This is a genomic window from Burkholderia anthina, assembly GCF_001547525.1.
GTDB classification, from domain to species: Bacteria; Pseudomonadota; Gammaproteobacteria; order Burkholderiales; family Burkholderiaceae; genus Burkholderia; species Burkholderia semiarida.
This window is the reverse complement of the sequence record NZ_CM003769.1, coordinates 879,046-900,875: the sequence shown is the minus strand read 5'-3', so window position 1 is coordinate 900,875 and position 21,830 is coordinate 879,046. Positions and strand designations below refer to the sequence as shown.

Sequence of the window (21,830 nt, the reverse complement as noted above, 5' to 3'; positions counted from 1 at the left end):
TTCCGGAGGTGACGATGCCGACGAATCGCAACACGCCGCCCGCCACGCGCCGCCGCCTCGGCGGATGGATGGCCACCGAGGAATCCCGCATGGCCGCGTTCCGCGAAAAAATCGCGAACGAAGCCCGCGCGCATGCCGGCGAGCGGCTGCGCACGCCGGCCGTGCAGGACCTCGCGCGGCTGTTCGACGACAACGCGGTGCTGCGCATGAGCCTGACCCGCGCGATCGACGAGGCGTGCGAATCGGGATACCGGCTCGGCTACACGTCGATCGGCGAGCTGATGACCGTGCTCGACCATCTGATGACCTACACGCCGCCGTTCAGCGAGGAAAGCCTGATCGTGTGCCCGCTGAACGCGTTCTTCGACTGGCCAATGTGCATGCCGTCGGGCCACGCGGTGTTTCGCGACGCGGCCGTGAACGCGCAGTTGAAGCGGGTGCTGAACGTCTGGTGCGACTTCCTCGGCGGCCCGCACTCGCGCGTGCATCTCGACACGTCCGCGCCCGACGGCTGGTTCTGCGACGCAGCACGCAAGCGCCTGGGGCTGTCGCAGTTCCAGTATCGCGAAGATCAGCCGCACTGGGGCTTCGATTCGTGGAACGACTTCTTCACGCGGCGCTTTCGCGATGGCGCGCGGCCCGTCGCGGCCCCGGACGATCCACACGTGATCGTCAGCGCGTGCGAAGCCGCGCCCTATCACGCCGAAACCAACGTGAAGCTGCGCGACACGTTCTGGATCAAATCGCAGCCGTATTCGCTGCGCGACCTCTTCACGCCCGCGTGGCTGCCGCTCGCCGAGCGCTTCGTCGGCGGCGACGTCTATCAGGCCTACCTCAGCGCGTACAACTATCACCGCTGGCATGCGCCGGTGCGCGGCGTCGTCACCCACGCGTATCGAGTCGACGGCACCTATTATTCGGTTGCCGAAGCGGAAGGCCCGGACCCGGCCGGGCTCAACGACTCGCAGGGCTACATGACGGCCGTGGCCGCACGCGCGGTCATTGCGATCGCGAGCGACGATCCAGGCATCGGCACCGTGGCGGCCGTGTTCGTCGGGATGGGCGACGTGTCGTCGTGCGTGGTCGAGGTCGTGCCGGGGCAGCGCGTCGACAAGGGCGACGAGATCGGTTACTTCCAGTTCGGCGGCTCGACCTACTGCCTGCTGTTCGAGCCCGGCGTGATCGACCGCTTCCTGTACGCGCCGCCATTCGAAGGCGAGCCGCCCGTCGTGCAGGTCAATGCGCCGGTCGCGGTCGCGCGGTGAGCGCGGTGCGCGCGCCCTGCGCATCACCCGTCGGTCACATCGCGCAGGCCGATTGCGTGGGCACCGGCGGCGTCATGACGCTGCACGCCCCGCAGCACCGACAGGCCGTCGGCCGTCAGCGCGGGTCGGTGCGCGCCCGACGCGTCGTCGTGCTCCATCACGATCAGGCGTCGTTCGACGAGCGCGACGACGTCGTCGCGATCGATCTGGATCTGTTCGGGCGCGTGATGCGCGAGGAACAGTGCGGCGAATTCGTGGGCGGTCAGCATGCTCGTTTCCCCGGTTGACGGCTGCGCTCGATGCGACGACGGCGTCGCCTCGGCATGCGGCGCGTATCGTGCGCCGGCGACGTTAGGGGCATGCAGGGACCGTGCCAAGTGGCGTACTTCGGCCGGTATCCGTGCCGCGCCGATGCCGCGTGATAGGGCACTTGGGGGCGATCGTGAACCGCTGCAAAGTTTTCAACGGCGTGTAACGTCGCCGCCGTTGGGTTCCGCGCTGCTGATATGACTACCGGTCGGATCACTGCCGGCGATCGCGCTGCTCAGTTCGTTTAGCTTACCGATCGCCTATTAATCTAGTCAGTAGGTATAACGCCTAAAAAACCATTTCCTTATCAGCAGTGCACCAATAAATACACCGGCAGCGGTTACAGCAACCCAGTAAGCAATTTCTTGCCTATGCATCATCTTGGCCCACTTTTATCGAACAACCATCCAAGCTCGTTTATCGAATTTCATCTTCGCCATGCGAGCAATCATCTCCGTTTAGGTTGCATGCCAGGAATTGTAAAAGCTGGAAAAATAACACTGGTCGCCCCCTCCACCCAGACTTGGCGCACGTGTAAGTCCGCCAAAACCCACACCTACTCATGGATGTATCAGGCGCCACGCAGATGTAATTGAACGATATTGCCAAACTGATGAACGGCCGCCCTCACCAGACCCGCAACTGGAAAACCCCTGAAGAGTCCATGGCGATGGAATTGGATGCCGCCGGATTGGCTAAACGTTGCATTCGATTCTTGCGACTGGCTACTATGAAGATAGCCATTTATACAAGCCTCATTTACGGTTATCTTCCTGGTATGTCTTCTTTGCTTTACGCCATGCCGAACCGCCGAATGGTTTAATATTCAGCATATGTGCTCGACTTGCAAATCCTCCGATCAGAGCGAGAGCGAATCCAATGAGTGCAACCATTCCACCGAAGATGGTCGGGGCAATTAACTTAAATGCACAGAACATCAACACAAAACCCGAAACAATGAAAATCAACCTAACCCAATCAGTGAAATTTCCATTTTCAATGATTTTAATTTTTCGCACCTTCTCCTCCATTGGTCGAGATGCCATTTGCCACGGCTTGCCAATATGAGTTCATCCAACCCTGAACTTTCCCGACGCTTTGATCGTTGTTAAATGTGTTTCCAATTGCGTTAATCACGGGCGCAAGAATCGGATATCTTCCAGAAACGTAATTGGATAGAACATTGACGCCACCAGTGACCCAATATTGCCCGACATTGGGACTTAGTGCCTGGCCCACCGCATCGGCACCCACTCCAACCACAGTGGTCGCATACGATAATCCTGCAAATGTCGGGGCGAGTGGCGTAGGTGCCGATGCTAGTGCACCAGTGACGGCTCCGAGCCATCCAGCCGTTGTCGACGTAGCCGACGCCAGGTCGCCCGTCGTCGCCTTGACGTAATTCGCATCCGATTTGTCAAACTTCGTAAACGGCCCCGTTATGTTCCAGCTTCCACCGTTTCCGTTGGGAGTGTAAGTAACGCGCGGCACGTCACCGGCCGGCACCGATCCCGCATTCGTCGCGATGTACGCCTGCAATTCTGGATTAGGCTGTGCTGTAAGCTGCGTGAGGATCGTTTTCCCATCACTGGTCGTGCCGCCCGACACCCATCGCGCTCCCGAATCGGTGGGCAACTGACCAATCAGCGTCGTGGGCGCCCCGGACGCGTTCGTCCCGTTCACATTGGCGTCCATGATACGCATCTGGTCTTCGATCTGGGCTTGCGAGTATTTCCCCTTGCTTTTATCGGCAAGCTGCTTCGCGAGCGTCTTGTCTTCAACATGCAACTGCCGATTAAACCGATCGACGTTGTACCCCGAGAACGCTCCAGACTCGCCACCCGCAGCCGCTCCAGCCCCCGTCGCGATCACGTTCGCCACGATATTGCCCAGCGCCTGATTCATATTGGCATTGCCGGTCGGATCACTGCCGGCGATCGCGCTGCTCAGTTCGTTCAGCTTGCCTGCGGCAATCGACGCGACCGCCGCGCCGGCAGCACCGCCAACCGCGTTGCCGCCGGCCAGGCCCGTCACCAGCGCCGCACCAGCACCTTGCATCAGCGCGCGATTCGCTCCGCCTTCCTTCCACGCGTCGACACCTGCCTGGTCACCGTTGGCAGCCGCATCCTTCATCATCTTGTCCGCGTAGTCTCCGATCCGGCGCGACACCGCTTCGCCGGCCGCGCTGGCTGCAGCCATCATGTCCGACTGATTGGCCAGCAGGTTCTGCACGTCGGGCAGTTTGGCGACCGTCCCGTTCGTGTTCGTCGTATCGCGGCTCAAGCTCGCCGCATCCTGCTTCTGGTTCGCCGAATCCGTGATCGTGACCGTTCCGGCGCTGACACCGCTCTTCGTCGTCGCGCTGTCGCTGCCGCTGTCGTTTTGGCCAAGCATCGGCGCGGCGCCACCCGCGTTCTTGCCCGACGCGCTTCCATGCGTGCTGTAGTTCATCCCGCCATCGCCTGTCGTCGCGCCCGCGCTGAAGCCACTTGAGCTCGCGTCGTAGTGCGACTGGTTCTGGATGTCCGAGAAGGTGAGGGAACCTGTCGTCAACGAGTTCTTCGCCGAATCGGCGTTGCTCGCGATCAACCCACCCTTCAGGTCCGTATTGCCGGTGACGTTGATATTGAAGCCCCCATCGCCCGCCTGAATGCCGGCCTGCTCATCGACACCCGCATAGCTGCCCGTCGCATTCCCTTTGCTCTGGCTGAAGCTCGCGCTGGCGCCACCCTGACTGATGCTGAAACCGCCACCCGAACTCGACTGATGCGCCGCGCTCGCCAGCGTATCCTGCACGCTGGCGATGTTCAGGTTTCCGCCTACGTCGGCATTCACCTGATTGCCTTTCACGTTCGAGCCGATGATGTTCGTATCGCCGCCCGAAATGATCGTCACATTGTTTGCTGCGGTTACATGGCTGTTGTTCTGCGCGGCCAGATCGCTGTTGCCATCGCCGTTCGCCTTCGACATCGCCGCAGAAACACCGAACCCGCCGGTGCCGACCGACACGCCGACGCTCGCGCTCTTCGACTCGTTCGTGCTGCGCGTCGAATCCGTATCCGTCGTATTGACGATGTTGACGTCGTTCTTCGCGGCCAGAATCACGTCGCTCGCGTTCACGTTCGATCCAGCAATCGTCACTTTGCCGCTGCCCGCCTGACCGTTGCCGGTTGCCGCAAACGCCACCGTTCCGCCGGCGTTCACATTCGAGCCGCGATTCGTCACGCTGTCCTCGCTGAACGCGCTCTTGCTGTGGCTGCTGCCGACGCTGACCTCGACCTTGAACTCGGGTGTCGCGCCTCCGGCCAATGCCGCCGCGCCAGCACCCACCGCATCGATTGCCCCGCTCGCGGCTGCCATCCCGTGCAGTGCGGCCGCACGACCATCCTGACTCTTGCCGGCTGCGCGCGACTGGCCCACCACGTTCGACACGGCGTCGATCACCGGCGCCTTCAGCGCGAGCGTCAACCCGCTCTTCGATACTTCCTGCGTCTGCGCGCGATGACCAGTGGCCTGTGCCGCATCGATCGTCACGTTCGCGCCCGTGCCGCTGATGTTCCGCGCGGCAATCAGGTCGCTGCCCGTCACACGCAGGTCGTTCCCGGCGACGATGCTCAGATTGCCGTTGAGCGAGCCGATCGCGCTGCCATTATTCGACACTTCGCTCGTCTGGCTCGTCGTCTTCAGCGAACTGCTGCCCACCGACACCGACAGGCCGCCGCCCGACATCAGCCCCGTTTCCTTCTTCTGGTAGTAGCTCGACGACGCGAGCGTATCCTGCGTCGTCGCGACGGTCACGTTGCGCGCCGCGCTCAGCGCGACGTCGTTCGTACCGACGACCGTGCTGCCCTGGATATTCAGATCGCGGCCAGCAGCGATCGTCACGCCATCGGCCGATACCAGGCTGCCCTGGTTCAGCGTCATCGTCTGGTCGATCCCGCTCGCGACCTTCGTGCCGCTCACCACGCCGCTGCGGCTGTGCGTTTCGTGCGCATTCAGTTCGTGCGTGCCGGTCGCCGCACCGATGTTCACGTCGCCCGCGGCCGCCAGCGTCGCATTGCCCTTGTCCAGACCGATCGCGCTGCCGATCACGTTCAGGTCTTTACCCGCCACGATCGCCACGCTTTCGCCACCGGTCAGCGTCGTGCCGCTCAGGGCCTGATCCGACGTGTGCAGCGACTCGGCATAGCCGCGGCCGCCCTCGTTACCCGAGCTGGTACTGTTCACGGTTGACGTCGCGCTCGCCGCGCCCAGTGTCACGGTGCCGCCGGCCACGACCGCACCGCCACCGCCCAGTTCGATCTGCGCCCCCTTCGCGGTGAGATCCCTTCCTACGACGATCGCCGACTTCCCGCCGACCTTGACCGCACTGCCGGTGGATCGATTGACTTCCGTGTCCGACACGCCGTTCGCGCGCTCGACTACCTTGTGCTCGCCGACCTGCTGCGCGCCGAGCGTCCAGTCGCCGCCGACCTGCATCCCGAGATCGCCGCCGACACTCAGATTGCCCGCGTTCTGCCGGAAGTTGCCGCCCGTCGCGATCGCCGCGTCGCCGGCCACGTCGATGCCCGCTTGCGGCCCGAGCGTCGTCGACACGCGCGTCGCGCCGTCTGCGCTCGCCTGGCTGCGCGTGTGCGTCGCGGTATCGAGGATCAGGTCGCCGCCTGCTGCCAGCGCCAGACCGCCGGCCTTCACGCTTGCCGAGGTCAGATCGACTGTCCCGGTCGTCGCCAGCGTCATCCGGCCGCCGCTTTGCAGCGCACCGAAGCGGTTGTCGAGGGTCCGGCCGCCGATCGAAAGGCTGTCCGCGGCGCGGAGCGTGCCGCTGTTCGAGAACGACTGCACGTCCTTCAGATCGACGTTGCCGCCTGCGATCAGCGGGCCGTTCATGTCCTGCCGGCTCGCCTGTGCGAGATACACGACTGGCACCAGCACCGATTGCCCGTCGACGACACGCGTCTCCAGCAGCACCACGTTGCTCGTGAGCTGCGCGACCTGTTCGGCCGACAGGCTCGCGCCGAGCGGCAGATCGAGGGATTTCGACAGCGCGGCACCCGACGACAACAGCGCCTGATACATCGATTCGATGTCCGTGTACGGCCCGAGCACCGCCTTGCCGGTCAGGGAGGTGAGTTGATTGCGCACCAGCCATTGCTCGTAGAACCCGTCGCCAACGCGCTTCGCCGTCTGCTCCGGGTTCAGCCCGAGCTGCTGCAGATAGTAGTCGCTCGACATGAACGCGCGTCGGCTCGTGAACGCCGGGTTCGTCTCGATCAGGTAGTTCGCGTTCGGCGCCGGGTTCGGATGGAACAGGCCGCCCTGCGGAATCGTCAGGTTCTTCAGCACGTCGACCGCCGTCGCGCTCGCGATCACGCGGTCGATGCCGCCGCCGACGGCGCCAACGTCGACACCCGGCGGCAGGCCGATCGGTGGGCGCCCCGCATTGCCGGCCGGGTTGTCGATACTTACGCCCGTGCCGGAGAGCGTGCCGTTCGCGACGAAGCTCGATTCGTAGCTCGGCAGCGCGTACTCGCGAATGTCCGATGGCGCATTGCAGCCCGGCGTGTCGCAGAACGAATAGCTCCAGAACTTGGTGCCGTCGTAGTTTCGGTACCAATATTTGCCCGTGTAGGTCACCTTGACCTGCGGCGCGAGCTGTCCCCTCCAGCTATCCTGATCGAGCGTGCGCGGTATCTCGATATCGCCTGCCGCCGTCACCTGGCTCCAGTAGTTCTGGAACGTGTCGACGGACGACGCGTTCAGACTCCCGCCCACCACGATCTGCGCGGCCGGACTGATCTTCGAGACAAGGTTCGCCAGCGGCGTGCCGGTATAGGTCGTGTATTGGTACGTGCTGTTGTACTCGCCACCATGCGGCGGCTCGACGTAGACGCCGCCGATGCTGTCCGGATCCTTGACGCCGACCTGGCCGGTGCGGCCGGACAGACTGATCCCGAGCCGCTCGAGCAGCGTGGCATCGACTTGCGAGGTCCATGCCGTTTGCATCTCGCGACGCGTGTTCGTCACGAGATCGGCATGCAGCGCCATGTCGCCGTCCGACTGGATCAGGCCTGACTGATTCAGGATATGCGCAGCCTTCGTGTATTGGCCGGCTGCATCCTTGCCACCCGCCAGCACCACACGGCCAAGACCGTAGATCGCGGTCAGCGCCGGGGTATCGGTTGTCGTCGTGTCGTCGCGGTTCTCGATGTTTTGCGCGAGCAGTTCGAGCAGCCCATCGCTGGCAGACGCCCCGATCAGCGCGGTCGGCCCTACGTTCGCCAGCGCAGACGCAGCCGAGAGCGACACGCTTGCGCCCACCAGCGTGCCGGTGTTGATCAGCGTGTTCGACTGCGTGCGCAGCCGGCCGCCCGCTGCCATTGCGCCACTGTTGACGACGTCGCCCGCATCGACGCTCAGGTCGTTCACGCTCATCAGACCGGCGTCGTTGTTGAACGTCCCCGGCAGTGTGAACGCCAGATTGCGGCCTGCATTGAACTGGTAGTCCGACGTGTTCGTAAAATCGCCGCGCAAGTACAACGCCAGATCGTTCGCCGCGCTATACGCTCCGCCGCCGTAGAGCGTGCTCGCGCGGATCGACAGATCGCGCATCGCGCCGATCTGGCCACCCGCGTTGGAGACTGCGCCGGCAGTCGTGATGCCGACGTCGCCGCCGGAGCCGGTGATTCGGCCGCCGTCGTTGTTCAGGCTATTTGCGCGAAGCAGTACATTCGCGCCGTTCAATTGGCCGCCCCGTCCGTTGGTCATGGAACCGGCATCGAGCGTCACGTCACCGTTCGCAGCAAGCGCGCCGCCCGTGTTGTTCAGTTCGCCGCCGACGCGGGCCGAGATCGAACCGAGCGCGGCCAACGTGCCGCCGATGTTGTCGAAGGTGCCTGCCGACAACCCGATGGCGCCGCGGCTCAGGATCGTGCCACCGGCGTTCGTCAGCAGTCCCGAACCGAGGCCCGGCATCAGCGCCAGCGTGCCGGTACCGGCGTGCACGATCATCCCGCTCGCGTTGTCGAGCGCCGCCGGTGCCAGTGAGAGGTTCGCGCCGTTGGTCTGGATCGTACCGCTCGCGTTGTCGAGCGTGCCGCTGACGTCGACCGTCGTTTCCTGACTGCCGTACTGCGTGAGCGTGCCGCGCGCGTTGTGCAGATCCGTGGTCTTCACGTTCAGCCGATCCGCCGCCATCGCGCCGTCGCGGTTGTCGACCAGGGCCGCCGTGACTTGCAGTGCGTGCTGTGCCGTCAGGCTGCCGTGATTCACGACACTACCCGCCTGCACGGTCACGTCTCCGTTGCCGCCGATCACGCCACCTTGCACACCGGTCGCCGTCGTGCCGCCGGCATTCGTCAGCCGGCCGGTCGCCGACAGTGTCAGGCCGTCGCCATTGAGCGACACGATCCGGCCCGCCGAGTTGTCGAGCGACGCGCCCTTCACCGACAGCGCGCCGCCGCTTTGCATCGTGCCGGCACGGTTTGCGATATCGCCGGCACTGAGCGTCAACGCCCCGTCCGTGACGAGCGTGCCGCCCTGGTTCTCGAGCCGTCCCGATGTATCGATTGCAAGCGGGCCGACTGCCGAAAGCTGTCCGCCACGATTCGACAGCGCGCGGGCCGCGAGCGTCGTGCCAGCCTGGCTCGATAGCGTACCGTGGTCGTTGACGAGTACGCCTGCGGCACGTGCATCGATCGCACGTTGCGCGCTGGTCGTCGCGTTCGTCAGGTTCAGGCCGCCAGCGTGAGCAAGCAGCGAAACGTTTGCGTTCGCAGCCGTCTTCGAGCCCGACAGGTCGATGCCGCTGCCCGTGAACGCGACGTTGCCGCCCGCGACGTTCCGGCCGTTCGCCGTCAGCTGACCGGTCGCGGTGACGATCAGGTCGCCGTCATGGGTTACCGCGCCGTCCGCATTGACGCCCGCGCCCAACGAGCCCGTCGACGCGACGCTGTCGGCCGAGACGTTGAGTGCGTGCCGTGCGGCCAGGGCACCGTTATTCGACAGCGTGCCGGTCGTCGATACCGACACGTTGCGCTGCCCGTACGTCGTGCCGTCGTTCCGGATACCGCCTTGCGCGGTGATTGCGAGATTGCCGGTCGCGTTCGTCTTGCCACCGAGCACGAGCTGGCCGTTCGACTGCAGCGTCAGGTCACCCGACTGCGCGGCGATCGTCCCGGCGTTCGCCACCCCTACGCCGCGTTCGTTCGAGACGAGCAGGATCCGCTCGGCGTACATGCCGCCCAATTGGCTGACGTCGATGGCGACGCCCGGCGCGGCGCCATCGCCCTCGATTGGCGTCGCGGCGAGCGTATCGCGATCGACCTGACTGGCGCCTGCGATCACGTTCAGTTTTTTCGCATGGATCGCTGCATTGGCCTGCACGGCGCGCGCGATCAGATCGACCTGATCGACGCTCGATGCGTCCAGACCCGCGCCCTGGACCGTGATCAACCCGCGATTCACGTGGTAGCCGGCGAGCGAGCCGTCGGCACCATAGTACGGCCGCCCGGTCGTCAAGGTGGCGCGGCTGGTATTGATGAAACCGCCGCCGTCCACCACGATGCCGGCCGGATTCGCGAGCACCACTTCCGCGCGGTTGCCCGCGACCTCCACATAGCCTCGAATCTGGCTGGCGGCCGTGCTGTTGACCTGATTGACGATGATGCGTGCCGATTGCCCGGGGCCGAAGTTCGGGTTGCCGTTGATCATCCCCGCCTGCTGCGTGTGCACCATCGCGGGCGAGTTGTTCAGCAGCGCGCCGTTGCTGTGCACATCGAACCGATCGTAGTTGTTGACCGATACGCCGGCACCGCTCGGCGCGGCGATGTTGACCTGCGGCAAGCCGTTCGGCGCCTGGATGACGTGGGTCGGGGTGCCTGGCGTCGGTGCGATTTGCGCCCAGGGGATCGCGGGCATGGAACCGAGCGCGGCGGCCAGCGTCGCGATCGACGCGCGGCGGGATGTGCGGCGCGCACGCGCGTCGTCGCTCGCTGATTTCCCCGTGGTGGTCGCGGTTTCCCCGACTGCGACCGCCATCCCTCGGCGCCTGGAATACACCAGACGGTAGGTCTCTTTGTTCATCGCTCTGACGCTGGTACTTGTTAGATCGATGAACCGTATTCGGAATAATTTTTGAGAAACGGAGAACGTTTCTCAAATGCTACGGAACAGGCAAAATCGGACCGGTCTGATTGACGTGCTTTGCACCATGATCGTAGCGAGAGGCAAGCAGCCCGACTTCCGCCATGCCGCGCCGAAACAGCGTCAGCCGGCTGTCGAATTTCAAGCTGAAGGCGTCGACGAGCGGAAACGCGCCCGATTCAGGGCCGCCGCGAGCGAAACAGCCCGGCCCTCGCTGCGCCTGCCGGCGCACGGAAATACCCGCTGTGCAGCACCACGTCGTGGTTGCCACTGGCCAGCACGTCCGCGCATGCGGCTTCAATACGTGCACGGCCGCGCTCGAATGCGTCGCGCAAGTCGGCTTCCAGCGCAGAGCGCGCGCCGAAATGGTCTTCGAGCGCCTCGACGGTGATCGCGCAGTCATGCGGCACGCCACCGACGTCGACGACGAAGCGCATTTGCAGCGCCGCGCCGTCGAACGCGGGCGGTTCGTCGGTCAGCGTAACGGAGCGCGGGGAACCTGTCGTCATCGGCTCACGCCCCCCGCGCCGCGAGACGCTCGACCAGCGCGCCGTTGAACGCGGGCAGGTCGGCCGGCTTGCGGCTCGTGATCAGGTTGCCGTCGCGCACGACTTCCTCGTCCACCCACTTGCCGCCCGCATGACGGATGTCGTCCTGCAGGCTGGGCCAACTCGTCATCGTCTTGCCGTCGACCAGTCCGGCCGATACCAGCAGCCAGCCGCCGTGACAGATCGCCGCGACCGGCTTGCCGGCGCCCACCGCCGCCGTCACGAATTCGCGCGCGGCGGGCACCATCCGGATCGCATCGCCGTTGATGACGCCGCCCGGCAACACGACCGCGTCGTAGTCGCCTTCGCGTGCATCGTCGAACGTGCGATCGACCTTCACGCGCTCGCCCTTGTCGACATGCCTGAAGCCCTGGATCTCGCCGCCCTTCTGCGAAATCACGTCGACCTGCGCGCCTTCTGCCGCGAGCGCGCGCTGCGGTTCGACGAGCTCGGCTTCCTCGAAGCCGTCGACCGCGAGAATCGCTACCTTGCAATGATCCAGCCTGCCGCTCATGAATGCCTCCGTGGAAGGTGTGGCACACGTCGTGCCGTGTTCGTCGCGCAGCAATCGGCGTGCCGCGTGCTCGAGGCGCCGCAGGCTGCCGCACGCCGCGGCAACCAAGCGCGCTTATATTGCCCTGCAATCGGGGAGCGACCCGCGCGCCGGGGGTGCGTATGCCTGTCGTCGTCTCGCCTGCCCCGTTCGTCACGGTCGGGGGTGCAAACTTTTCAACGGGATGTAAGCCGCCGCCGTGCGCCCGTTCGATGCGCCGCGATCACTGCAAATGACGCGCGGCGTCGAGCATCGCGTCGGTCAGCTCGACCGTCAGCGTCAGATTCTCGTCGGTATCGGGCAACTGTTCGAGCGTCTGTTGCACGGCGTCATGCAACATCGCATGCACGCGCATCCGCGCGCCGTCGTCGAGGTCCGCATAGCGTTCCATCGTCGAGCATTCGAGCGCGAGCACGACCGAATGCCGCGCCGCCTCGGGTGGCGCCTCGACCGCGTTCGCCCACGCCGCATGAAACATGACCCTGCCCGTTTCGACGTCCACGTGCACCGTCGTGTCGAGATCGTCCATGTCGCCTGCATCGTCGTCGATCTCGTCGTGCTCCAGAAAAATCCGGGAATTCGATTGCATGATGTCCTCCTGCGTGGTGACGGCGCGCCCGTCCCGGGTAACCGCGCCGCCATCGCGCCGTGCCGGCCGCGCCGGCACGACACCGTCAATAACCGCTGGAACCGCCGCCCGTCCCGCCGGCCCCGCCGCCGCCCGTGCCCGTCGAGCCCGCCGAGCCGCCGTTGCCCGCGCCCGTCCCGCTCGTGCCACCCGAGCCGCCCGTGCCGCCGGCCCCACCGGACCCGCCGCCGACGCCGCCGCCGGGGGAGCCGCTACCGCCCTGGCCGGCGCCGTTCGGGCCGCCGCCCGGCTTCACATGGCCGGCCGACCCGCTGTGGGAACGCGTCCCGTGCTTCGCGCCATGCCGCTGGGTGCCCGCCGGTGGCGGCGGCGCGGCCGTATTGCCGTTGGTGCCTGGCGTCGACATGTCCATCGACGGGTTTGGCGCGCCGGTGCCCTCGTCGGAGCGCTGCGAGTTCTGCGCCCACGCGGCCGGCGCGGCCGCGGCGATCGCGACGGCCGCGCAGCCCAGCACGTGCCGCGCGACGAACTTCGATTCGAATACTGACTTCATGGCGTTTTCTCCCTATGGACGATCGCGTGATGGAAATTCCTGCTCCGGTCTTTCAGCAAGGCCCATGCCGCCGCCGGCGACGTTCGCGATGCGGCACGCGGTTTGCTCCCCTGCTGCGCACGACTTGTCCGTGACCCATACGGAGCCTCTGCCTTATGCCTTCCGCTTCTGCTTCCGCTTCCCACGCGCACGGCAAGCGCCACACGCGCCGCCCCGGCCGCGCGCGCGGCGCCGACCCGAACCATCGCAAGCGCTGGTCCGGCGAAGTCACGCAAAAAAGCGATGCGCTCGACATCGAGCCGGACATCTTCAAGTCCGACGATCCGGCGGCGATCGCCGCGTCGCTGAAGCACTCGGCCGAACACAGCCGCCGCCGCAAGGCGTCGCCGTTCCAGTCGGCGATGTCGATGCTGAACTTCTACGTGAACCGCGCGGGCCGCAACCTGCCGAAAACGCGCCGTGCAACGCTCGAACGCGCGAAGCGCAAGCTGCGCGAAGCGTTCGGCCGCAAGCCCTGACGGCTGGCGCGTCGCCCGTCTCCCTCCGCTGCGATCACACATGCACGAAACCCTCTGGTACCTGATCATCGGCGCGGTGCTGCTGGGCATGGGCGTCGTGACGTCCGCGTTGCGCCACCTGCCATGCAGCTCGGCCATGATTTACCTGGTGCTCGGCATCGCGCTCGGCCCGAGCGGCGCCGGCCTGCTGCATCTCGACCTCGAACGCGACGGCCCCCTGCTGCGCGCGATCGTCGAAGTCGCGCTGCTCGTATCGCTGTTCGCGATCGGGCTGCGGCTGCGCGTGCCGCTGTCCGACAAGCTGTGGCTCGTGCCGTGCCGCCTCGGGCTGCTCGCGATGGTCGTCACCGTGCCGCTGCTCGCCGCGTGCACGGTGCTCGCGCTTGGCGTCGGCTGGGGCCCCGCGCTGCTGCTCGCAGCGATCCTCGCACCGACCGATCCGGTGCTCGCGCACGACGTGCAGGTGCACGACCCGGGCGACCGCGACCTGGTGCGCTTCGCGTTGTCCGGCGAAGGCGGGATGAACGACGGCATCGCGCTGCCGTTCGCGCTCGCGGGGCTCGCGCTGTGCGGCGCACCGGGCGCGACGCACGGCATCCCGCCGCTGTCCGGCACGTTCGCGCTGGTCGCGCTGTGGGGCATCGCCGGTGCGACGGCGATCGGCGGCGGGCTCGGCTGGGCCATGACGAAGACGATCGGCTGGCTGCGCACGCGCCACGCGCAGGCGCTCGGCCTCGAAGGCTTCTTCGCGCTCGCGCTGATCGTGCTGTCGTTCGGCGCCGCGCAACTCGCGCACACGTTCGGCTTCATCGCGACGTTCGCGGCCGGCGTCGCGATGCGGCGCGTCGAGCATCGTGCGAGCGGCGACCGTCCGCCGCGCGAAGTGATCGGCCAGATCGATTCGGAAGACGTCGTCGCGACCGAAAAGCATCCGGACAAGGCACATGCATTCATGGCCGAATCGGTGCTCGGCTTCACGATCGAGCTCGAACGGATCGCGGAGGCGATCGTGATGACGATGATCGGCAGCGTGCTGTCGACGCTGCCCGGCCCGTTGTTCACGTGGGGCGCCGCCGCGCTGGCCACCGTGCTGTTCGTCGCCGTGCGCCCGCTCGCGGTGCTGGTCACGCTCGTGGGGTCGCGGGCGACGCATGCGCAGCGGCGGCTGATGGCGTGGTTCGGCATCCGCGGGATCGGCTCGTTCTACTATCTGCTGTTCGCGCTCGAGCACGGGCCGTCCGAGGCCGTGCGCCCGCTCGCGGCGCCCGTGCTGGCCGTCGTGTCCGCGTCGGTCGTGGCGCACGGGGTCTCCGCGACGCCGCTGATGAACTGGTATTACCGGTTGCAGCAGCGTCGGCGCTGACGGTTCACGGGTCCGCGCCGAGCCGCGCCCGCATCGCCGCGGTGATGCGCTGGCGCGCCTTCGCATAGCCTTCCCACGGGTCGCGCTTCAGCGCGTCCAGCCGCGCGTGCAACGTGTCGATCGTCCATTGCGCGCCGCCCGTCGTCTCCGGCACCTCGTCCCACTCGAGCGGCACCGACACGCCCATGCCGGGCCGCGCGCGCACCGAATACGCGGCGATCGTGCTCGCGCCGCGCCCGTTGCGCAGGTAGTCGACGAAGATCTTGCCGCGCCGGTGGCGCGGCCCCATCGTCGCGGTGAAACGCTCGGGCAGCGTGCCGGCGACGTGCTGCGCGACCGCGCGCGAAAAATCCTTCACGTCGTCCCAGCCCGCGTGCCGCGTGAGTGGCACGACGACGTGCAGCCCCTTGCCGCCGCTCGTCTTGCAGAACGACACGAGCCCCAGCTCGTCGAGCAGGCCGCGCACCAGTTGCGCGGCGTCGATCATCGTGCGCCACGGCAGCGCCGGATCGGGATCGAGGTCGAACACGATGCGGTCGGGCCGCTCGATGTTCGACGCATGCGCGTTCCACGTGTGCAGTTCGACCGTGCCCATTTGCGCGGCGCCGAGCAGCGCGTCGACGCTGTCGATCGACAGCAACGGCCCGTGGCCGGGGTCGAGCCCTTCGTGCTGCGTGACGAACGGAATCTCGCGGCGCTCCGCGTGTTTCTGGAAAAACAGTTCGCCGGCGATGTCGCCCGGGGCGCGCACGAGCGAGACGGGCCGGCCTTTCAGGTCGGGCAGCAGCCACGGCGCGACCCATTGCCAGTACCGCGCGAGATCGATCTTGCGTGTGCCGTTTTGCGGGTCGAGCACGCGCTCGGGATGCGTGATGCGCACGCCGCCGAGCGAGTCTGGCGCAGCCGCGTCGCCTTCGGCGCGCGCGGCCGCGCCCGAACGTGCGGGGCGCTTGCGGGCGGCCGTTTCGTGAGCGGCAGGCGATGGGCGCTTGCGTTTGTCGTCGTGCGTGGTTTCGCGTCGATCCATCGTCACCTCCGTTTCCGTGTGTTTCGGCATTTCGCGGACGATCTGCTCCGCCGGCTTGTCGTCGCGCAGCGCGATGAACGCGGCCTGCCGCACGATGCCGTCGCCGGTCCATTCCGCGAATTCGCATTCGGCGACGAGCGTCGGCTCGACCCAGTGCACGCGCGTGCGCGTGCGTTCGCGCGGCGGTGCGTCGAACGGCATCGTGTCGCGCTCGTGCTTGCGCAGGATCGCGGCGAGACGGTCGAGCATGCGCGCGTCGAACCCGGTGCCGACGCGGCCGACATAGCGCAGCGGCGCCGGCCCGCGCCGCCGCTTGCCGGCCGGCGGCGGCTCGTGCACGCCGAGCAACAGCGCGCCGAAGCCGTGCCGGCTGCCCGATGGTTCCGTAAAGCCGCCGATCACGAATTCCTGCCGGCGCCGGCATTTGAGCTTGATCCACGCGGGCGAACGGCCGGCGCGATAGCGCGACTCCGCGCGCTTGCCGATCAGCCCTTCGAGGCCCGTGTCGCAGGCGCTTGCGATCAGCGACGCGACGTCCTCGCCGAGATCGGGCGAGAAACGCACGCGCGTCGGGTCGCTGTTCGCGAGCAGCGGTTCGAGCAGCGCGCGACGGGCCGTGAGCGGCGCGTCGCGCAGATCGTATCCGTCGAGATAGGGCAGATCGAACGCGAAAAACGTGATTGCATCCGAGCGGCCCGTGCCGAACGCGTTCTGCAACGCCTGGAAATCGGGCAGGCCGTTTTCGCCGAGCACGACGGCCTCGCCGTCCAGCCACGCGTCGTCGACGTCGAGCGCCGCGAGCGCGTCGCGCTGCGCGCGCAGCTTCGCGGTCCAGTCGCGGCCTTCGCGCGTCATCAGCGTGACGCGCCGGCGCGCGCCCTTGCCTGCAATGCGCGCGAGGATCCGGTAACCGTCGAACTTCAGTTCGTAGCACCAGCCGCCGTGCGTCGGCGGTGCGTCGACCAGCGTCGCGAGTTGCGGCGCGACGCGCTCGGGCAGCGGCGCGCGCACCGCGCCCTCGACTTGCGACGGATCGGTGGGGCGCTGGCTTTCGTTGCCTTCGCGGCTTGCATGTCGCGCTGCCCGTGAATCGCCGTTCGCGCCGGTCGATCCGCCGCGTCGCGCCGCTCGCTTGCGCGCCGCGCCGTTGGACGCGCCGTCATGCACGCTGCCCGGCCGCTCGCCGACCACGTCGAATTCATCGGCGCTGCGCGCGTCGTCGTCGCGCTCCTTGATCAGCAGCCACTGCTCCTGGCGCCCTTCCTGGCGCCCGCTGCGTACGAGCGCCCAGCCGCCGTGCAGCTTCTCGCCGTCGAGCCGGAACGTCAGCTTGCCGGCCCGATAGCCTTCGCGTGCCTGCGCGACGCCGCCATCGGGCGTCCACGTGCCCTCGTCCCAGACGACGACCGACCCCGCGCCGTAATGCCCGGCCGGAATCTCGCCTTCGAACGACGCGTATTCGAGCGGATGGTCCTCGACATGCACGGCGAGCCGCTTCACCTGCGGATCGAAGCTCGGCCCCTTCGGCACGGCCCACGATTTCAGCGTGCCGTCGAGCTCGAGCCGGAAATCGTAGTGCAGCCGGCGCGCGTGGTGCTCCTGGATCACGAAGCGCAGCGGGTGGCGGGCGCGCGCGGCGGGCTTCGCCTTCGTGCCCGCTTTCACCTCCGCCTTCGCGCGACGCTTCCCGTGCGCCCCTTCGGGCTCGGGCGTCGCGCCGAAATGGCGCTTGCGGCGATACGGATCGAGCTTGCCGGCCATCGCGTCACCTCGTCGAAATCGGAGTCGGCGTCATCGACTTCACGCCGCGTGCTTGCGTCGCGCGGCGGTCTTCTTCGCCGCAGGCTCGCTCGCCGCGCCGCGTTTCGCGGTGCCGCGCTTCGCCGCGGTTTTCGTCGTCGTGCCTTTCGACGCGGTTTTCGAGGGTGGCTTGCGTCGCGCGCCGCCCCGCGACGATGACGCCTCCTCTTCCGCTTCGTCGCGCTCGTCACGCAGATCCGCCGCGCGCGCGCCGGCGCCACCCTTGAGGCTGCGCTTCAGCAGCTCGGTGAGATCGACCACGTTGGTCGCCGCGCGGCCCGTCTGCGCGGGGCGGTCCTCGATCTCCTCGACCTTGCCCGCGCGCACCTTGCGCTCGACCAGTTCGAGGATGTCATCGCGAAACGTGTCGTGATATTCATCGGGCGTCCATTTGCCGGACATGTCGTCGATCAGCTTCTTCGCCATCGCGAGTTCGCGGGTGGTGACGCCCGCGCCCTTCGCGTCGTCGGCCGGCACCGACAGCTCGTCGAGCGGCCGCAGTTCCTCCTGCCAGCGCAGCGTATCGAGTGCGAGCATCGGCCCGACCGGGATCAGCGCGCCCAGATGCTGGCGGTCGCGCATCACGACGAGCGCGATGCCGATCTTGCCGCTGTCCTTCAGCGCGTCGCGCAGCAGCGCATAGACCTTCTCGCCCTTGCGGTCCGGCACCAGGTAGTACGGCGTGTCGAGATAGAGAAACGACACGGCGTCCTCGTCGACGAAGGTCAGGATGTCGACGGTCTGCGTCGATTCCGGGTTCGCCGCGCGGATTTCGTCATCGGTCAGCACGACGTAGCGCTCCTTCTCGTACTCGTAGCCGCGCACAATGTCCTCGCGCGTGACCTCCTTGCCGGTGCGCTTGTTGATCTGCCGATAGCCGATCGGGTCCATCGAGCGCTTGTCGAGCATCCGGAACGACGGCTTCACGGTGCGCGTCGCCGGAAACAGTTGCACGGGCACGTGCACGAGCCCGAAGCTGATCGCGCCTTTCCATATCATCCGCGGTGCCATGCTGTTCCTCCTTGCCCGATGCGCGCCCGCCCGAGGGCAGGCGCGCCGTCCGGCACGAACCGCCGCCGGCCCTATGCCGGCAGTTCCGCCGCCTGCTGTTCGCGCGCCCACACGCGATGCTGGCCGAGGTGATCCGACAGCGTGTTCAGCACCTTGTCGAGATCGACGGCCTGCCCGACGCACACGCCTTCAGCCGGATCCGGCAAGTGCGCGGCGCTGAGCAATTGCCGCCCCGAGCCGACGGCCGCGATCGGCTTCAGGTGCTTGAACGCCTCGCGCACGAAATGGCGGGCGTCGGCGCTGTGCGCGAGATCGCGGCCATCGCCGTCGCCGCCGCACACGAACACCGCGTCGAACATCACCGACGGCATGCCGGCGAGCGTCGCCTCCGGCACGATGCCGCCGATCGGCGCGAGCGTCGGCGCGACGATCGTCGGCACCGCGTGCGCGGCCTGCAACGCGTCGCGCACCTGCTCGACGAGCACCGGGTTCACGCCCGGCGTCGCGATCAGCGCGATCTTGCGCGAGCGGATGCCGGGCTTCGCGCGGCCGATCAGGCTCAGCGCCGGCGAGGGCCGCGGGACGGCCGGCGTCGCGGCCGCCTGCGGCGCGGGCAGCCCGAGCCGTTCAGCGACCTGCGCGGCGAGCCCCGCGTCGAAGCGCGCGATGATTTCGTTGACCACCCGCTCGCGAATGTGCGGCTGCGTCACCTTGCCGAGCTCGAAGCAGTACGCATCGCGAATATGCCGCTGCTCGATCTCGGTCATGCTCTGGTAGAACAGCGCGGCTTGCGAGAAATGATCGGCGAACGATTCGCTGCGCACGCGCACCTTGTGGCCTTCGAGCGGCTCGGGCACGGTTTCGAAGCCGCCGCCGGACGGCGCGGGCGGCGTCTCGCGCGGCCAGCCGTCGCTCGTCGAGTTCGGCTCGTACGACGCCTGCCCGACGTTGATCGTCTGCCGGTGCATCGCGTCGCGCTGGTTGTTCGCGAACGGGCACACCGGCCGGTTGATCGGAATCTCGTGGAAATTCGGGCCGCCGAGCCGGCTCAGTTGCGTATCGGTGTACGAGAACAGCCGCCCCTGCAACAGCGGATCGTTCGTGAAATCGATGCCCGGCACCACGTGGCCCGGGTGAAACGCGACCTGCTCGGTCTCCGCGAAGAAGTTGTCGGGGTTGCGGTTCAGCGTCATCCGGCCGATGGGCCGCACCGGCACGAGCTCTTCCGGCACGAGCTTGGTCGGGTCCAGCAGGTCGAAGTCGAGTTTGTCGGCATCGGCCGGATCGATCATCTGCACGCCGAGCTCGAACTCCGGATAGTCGCCGCGCTCGATCGCCATCCACAGGTCGCGCCGGTTGAAATCCGGGTCGTGGCCGGCGATGCGCTGCGCCTCGTCCCACAGCAGCGAATACGCGCCGCTCACGGGCCGCCAGTGGAATTTCACGAAACGCTCGACGCCGGCCGCGTTCACGAAGCGGAACGTGTGCACGCCGAAGCCGTCCATCGCGCGATAGCTCGCCGGCAGCGCGCGATCCGACATCAGCCACAGCACCATGTGCGTGGTTTCCGGCACCAGCGACACGAAATCCCAGAACGTGTCGTGCGCGGACGCGCCAGTCGGCATCTCGTTCGGCGCCTCGGGCTTCACCGCATGCACGAAGTCGGGAAACTTGATCGCATCCTGGATGAAGAACACCGGCATGTTGTTGCCGACGAGGTCGTAGTTGCCTTCCTCGGTATAGAACTTCACCGCGAAGCCGCGCACGTCGCGCACGGTGTCGGCCGACCCGCGCGGCCCCTGCACGGTCGAGAAGCGCACGTACACCGGCGTTTCGGCGGCCGGGTCCTGCAGGAACGCGGCCTTCGTGTAGTCGGCCATCGGCTCGTAGACGCGGAACACGCCGTGCGCGCCCGAGCCGCGCGCGTGCACCACGCGCTCCGGAATGCGCTCGTGATCGAAATGCGTGATCTTCTCGCGCATGATGAAGTCTTCGAGCAGCGACGGGCCGCGCGCGCCGCCTCGCAGCGTATTCTGGTTGTCGGCGATCCGCACGCCCTGGTTGGTGCGCAACGCCTCGCCGTCGGGCCGCGCACGGTTCGCTTCGAGCTGGCGCGACTTCGCGCTGTCGTGCGGCTGCGTCGGGGGCGTCTTGCCGGCGGATGGGGGATTCGTCATCGTCAGGTGTCCTCTTGGTATTCGAATGGGGAGCCGCCGTGCACGCCGGCGCGCCGCGGCGCGCGCGTGCGGACGGCAGGGAAAGCCGGCCCCGCGCCCGAAGGGCGCCCGCGGGCCGGCGGCGTCAGGGCGCGCGCAGCGCCGCGTCGAATTCGACGGCCGTCACGTCGAGCGCCACGTTGCATTCGATCGCGGCATCCTCGACGCGCGGCTTGTGCTCGTCCACCGCGCGCCGCGCGCGGTCGCACAGTTGCGTGCGCACGCGCAGCCGGTCGGCCGTGTCGAGCAGCGCGTACCGCTCGATCACGTCCGCATCGAACCGCATGTCGACCGTGCAGCGCCATTCGCGCGCATCCTCGTCGGACGGCACGCGCACCCACGATACGTGGATCGTCAGCCGGCCCGACGCGTCGTCCTCGTGAACGACGACGGTCGACTGCGACGGAAAGCCGATCGCGAACGCGTGCTCGAGTTCCGCGACGCGCCGCGATCGGTCGGGCGCGACCGTCATCGGCGCACGACCCCCAGCAACAGCGTGACCAGGAAGATCACGACGAAGATGTAGAACAGGATCTTCGCGATCTCGGCCGCGCCGGCGGCGATGCCGCCGAACCCGAACACCGCCGCGATGATCGCGATGACGAAGAAGATGATGGCGTATCGAAGCATGGAACCCTCCTGGATGACAGCGGTCGTCACTAAACGTCGGCGGCGCTCACGCATCGTGCTTGTGTTTCGGTTTGCCGTGCGTGGGCGTGGAAGCCATTTTCTCGAGCTCTTTCTCACTCATCGACTTGGCCATCGATTTCGACGGCGGCTTCAGGTCTTTCATTTTCGTGTCACCGCGCTTGGCCGACAGCGCGGCCCCTGCGGCGCGCTGCTGCGCCTGGGATTTGGCTGGCATGATTGCGCTCCTCTCGTTGGCGCGAGCCGACGCGACGGACGGCGCGCGCGTGGTTGGAACAATGAGGCC

Annotated in this window: 15 protein-coding genes and 1 pseudogene; 4 read left to right on the top strand and 12 right to left on the bottom strand. The window is 67.0% G+C overall.

Going from position 1 to position 21,830, the window contains the following annotated elements; genetic code table 11:
• Positions 1-14 precede the first annotated feature (14 nt).
• Positions 15-1,265, top strand: a complete 1,251-nt coding sequence (locus WS64_RS20165) for a phosphatidylserine decarboxylase family protein (RefSeq protein ID WP_060967508.1) — start codon at positions 15-17, stop codon at positions 1,263-1,265.
• Between the two features lie 23 nt (positions 1,266-1,288).
• On the opposite strand, the gene WS64_RS20160 is transcribed toward WS64_RS20165, so the two are convergent.
• Positions 1,289-1,534 carry a hypothetical protein gene (locus WS64_RS20160; protein WP_060967432.1) on the bottom strand — a complete coding sequence of 82 codons (246 nt, stop codon included), beginning with the start codon at positions 1,532-1,534 and terminating at the stop codon, positions 1,289-1,291.
• A 602-nt stretch (positions 1,535-2,136) separates the two neighbouring features.
• Between WS64_RS20160 and WS64_RS35655 the strand changes: the two are divergent.
• Positions 2,137-2,280: pseudogene (locus tag WS64_RS35655) on the top strand (IS30 family transposase); the annotation flags it as partial.
• A 299-nt stretch (positions 2,281-2,579) separates the two neighbouring features.
• Here the strand turns inward: WS64_RS35655 and WS64_RS20155 are convergent.
• From WS64_RS20155 to WS64_RS20135, 5 genes are all read right to left on the bottom strand, one after another.
• Positions 2,580-10,613 (bottom strand): hemagglutinin repeat-containing protein, encoded by an 8,034-nt coding sequence (locus WS64_RS20155; protein ID WP_060967431.1) that lies wholly within the window; start codon positions 10,611-10,613, stop codon positions 2,580-2,582.
• 284 nt (positions 10,614-10,897) lie between these two features.
• Positions 10,898-11,227 (bottom strand): DUF1488 family protein, encoded by a 330-nt coding sequence (locus WS64_RS20150; protein WP_060967430.1) that lies wholly within the window; start codon positions 11,225-11,227, stop codon positions 10,898-10,900.
• A gap of 4 nt (positions 11,228-11,231) precedes the next feature.
• The gene (locus WS64_RS20145) at positions 11,232-11,780 is read right to left on the bottom strand and encodes a type 1 glutamine amidotransferase domain-containing protein (RefSeq protein WP_060310426.1); all 549 of its coding nucleotides are present in this window, start codon (positions 11,778-11,780) and stop codon (positions 11,232-11,234) included.
• Positions 11,781-12,042: 262 nt separating this feature from the next.
• Positions 12,043-12,408, bottom strand: a complete 366-nt coding sequence (locus WS64_RS20140) for a DUF3022 domain-containing protein (protein ID WP_059575213.1) — start codon at positions 12,406-12,408, stop codon at positions 12,043-12,045.
• An 85-nt stretch (positions 12,409-12,493) separates the two neighbouring features.
• Positions 12,494-12,961, bottom strand: a complete 468-nt coding sequence (locus WS64_RS20135; protein ID WP_060967429.1) for a hypothetical protein — start codon at positions 12,959-12,961, stop codon at positions 12,494-12,496.
• Positions 12,962-13,116: 155 nt separating this feature from the next.
• Here WS64_RS20135 and WS64_RS20130 point away from each other — a divergent pair, with 155 nt between their 5' ends.
• On the top strand, positions 13,117-13,479 hold the full coding sequence (locus tag WS64_RS20130; protein WP_060967428.1) for a DUF3175 domain-containing protein: 363 nt from the start codon (positions 13,117-13,119) through the stop codon (positions 13,477-13,479).
• Between the two features lie 40 nt (positions 13,480-13,519).
• On the top strand, positions 13,520-14,842 hold the full coding sequence (locus WS64_RS20125) for a cation:proton antiporter (RefSeq protein ID WP_059637185.1): 1,323 nt from the start codon (positions 13,520-13,522) through the stop codon (positions 14,840-14,842).
• 4 nt (positions 14,843-14,846) lie between these two features.
• Here the strand turns inward: WS64_RS20125 and ligD are convergent, their stop codons facing one another.
• The 6 genes from ligD to WS64_RS20100 form a co-directional block, all read right to left on the bottom strand.
• Positions 14,847-17,630 carry a DNA ligase D gene (ligD, locus tag WS64_RS20120; protein WP_060967427.1) on the bottom strand — a complete coding sequence of 928 codons (2,784 nt, stop codon included), beginning with the start codon at positions 17,628-17,630 and terminating at the stop codon, positions 14,847-14,849.
• A gap of 39 nt (positions 17,631-17,669) precedes the next feature.
• Positions 17,670-18,680, bottom strand: coding sequence for a non-homologous end joining protein Ku (locus WS64_RS20115; RefSeq protein WP_060967426.1), 1,011 nt, complete (start codon positions 18,678-18,680; stop codon positions 17,670-17,672).
• 71 nt (positions 18,681-18,751) lie between these two features.
• Positions 18,752-20,857, bottom strand: coding sequence for a catalase HPII (gene katE, locus WS64_RS20110; RefSeq protein WP_060967425.1), 2,106 nt, complete (start codon positions 20,855-20,857; stop codon positions 18,752-18,754).
• 124 nt (positions 20,858-20,981) lie between these two features.
• Positions 20,982-21,368, bottom strand: coding sequence for a DUF3022 domain-containing protein (locus tag WS64_RS20105; protein ID WP_059637176.1), 387 nt, complete (start codon positions 21,366-21,368; stop codon positions 20,982-20,984).
• Positions 21,365-21,526, bottom strand: a complete 162-nt coding sequence (locus WS64_RS33165; protein ID WP_006498332.1) for a DUF1328 family protein — start codon at positions 21,524-21,526, stop codon at positions 21,365-21,367. The genes WS64_RS20105 and WS64_RS33165 overlap by 4 nt, the downstream gene beginning before the upstream one ends.
• A 46-nt stretch (positions 21,527-21,572) precedes the next feature.
• Positions 21,573-21,761 (bottom strand): DUF3008 family protein, encoded by a 189-nt coding sequence (locus WS64_RS20100; protein ID WP_006498333.1) that lies wholly within the window; start codon positions 21,759-21,761, stop codon positions 21,573-21,575.
• Between the last annotated feature and the right edge of the window lie 69 nt (positions 21,762-21,830).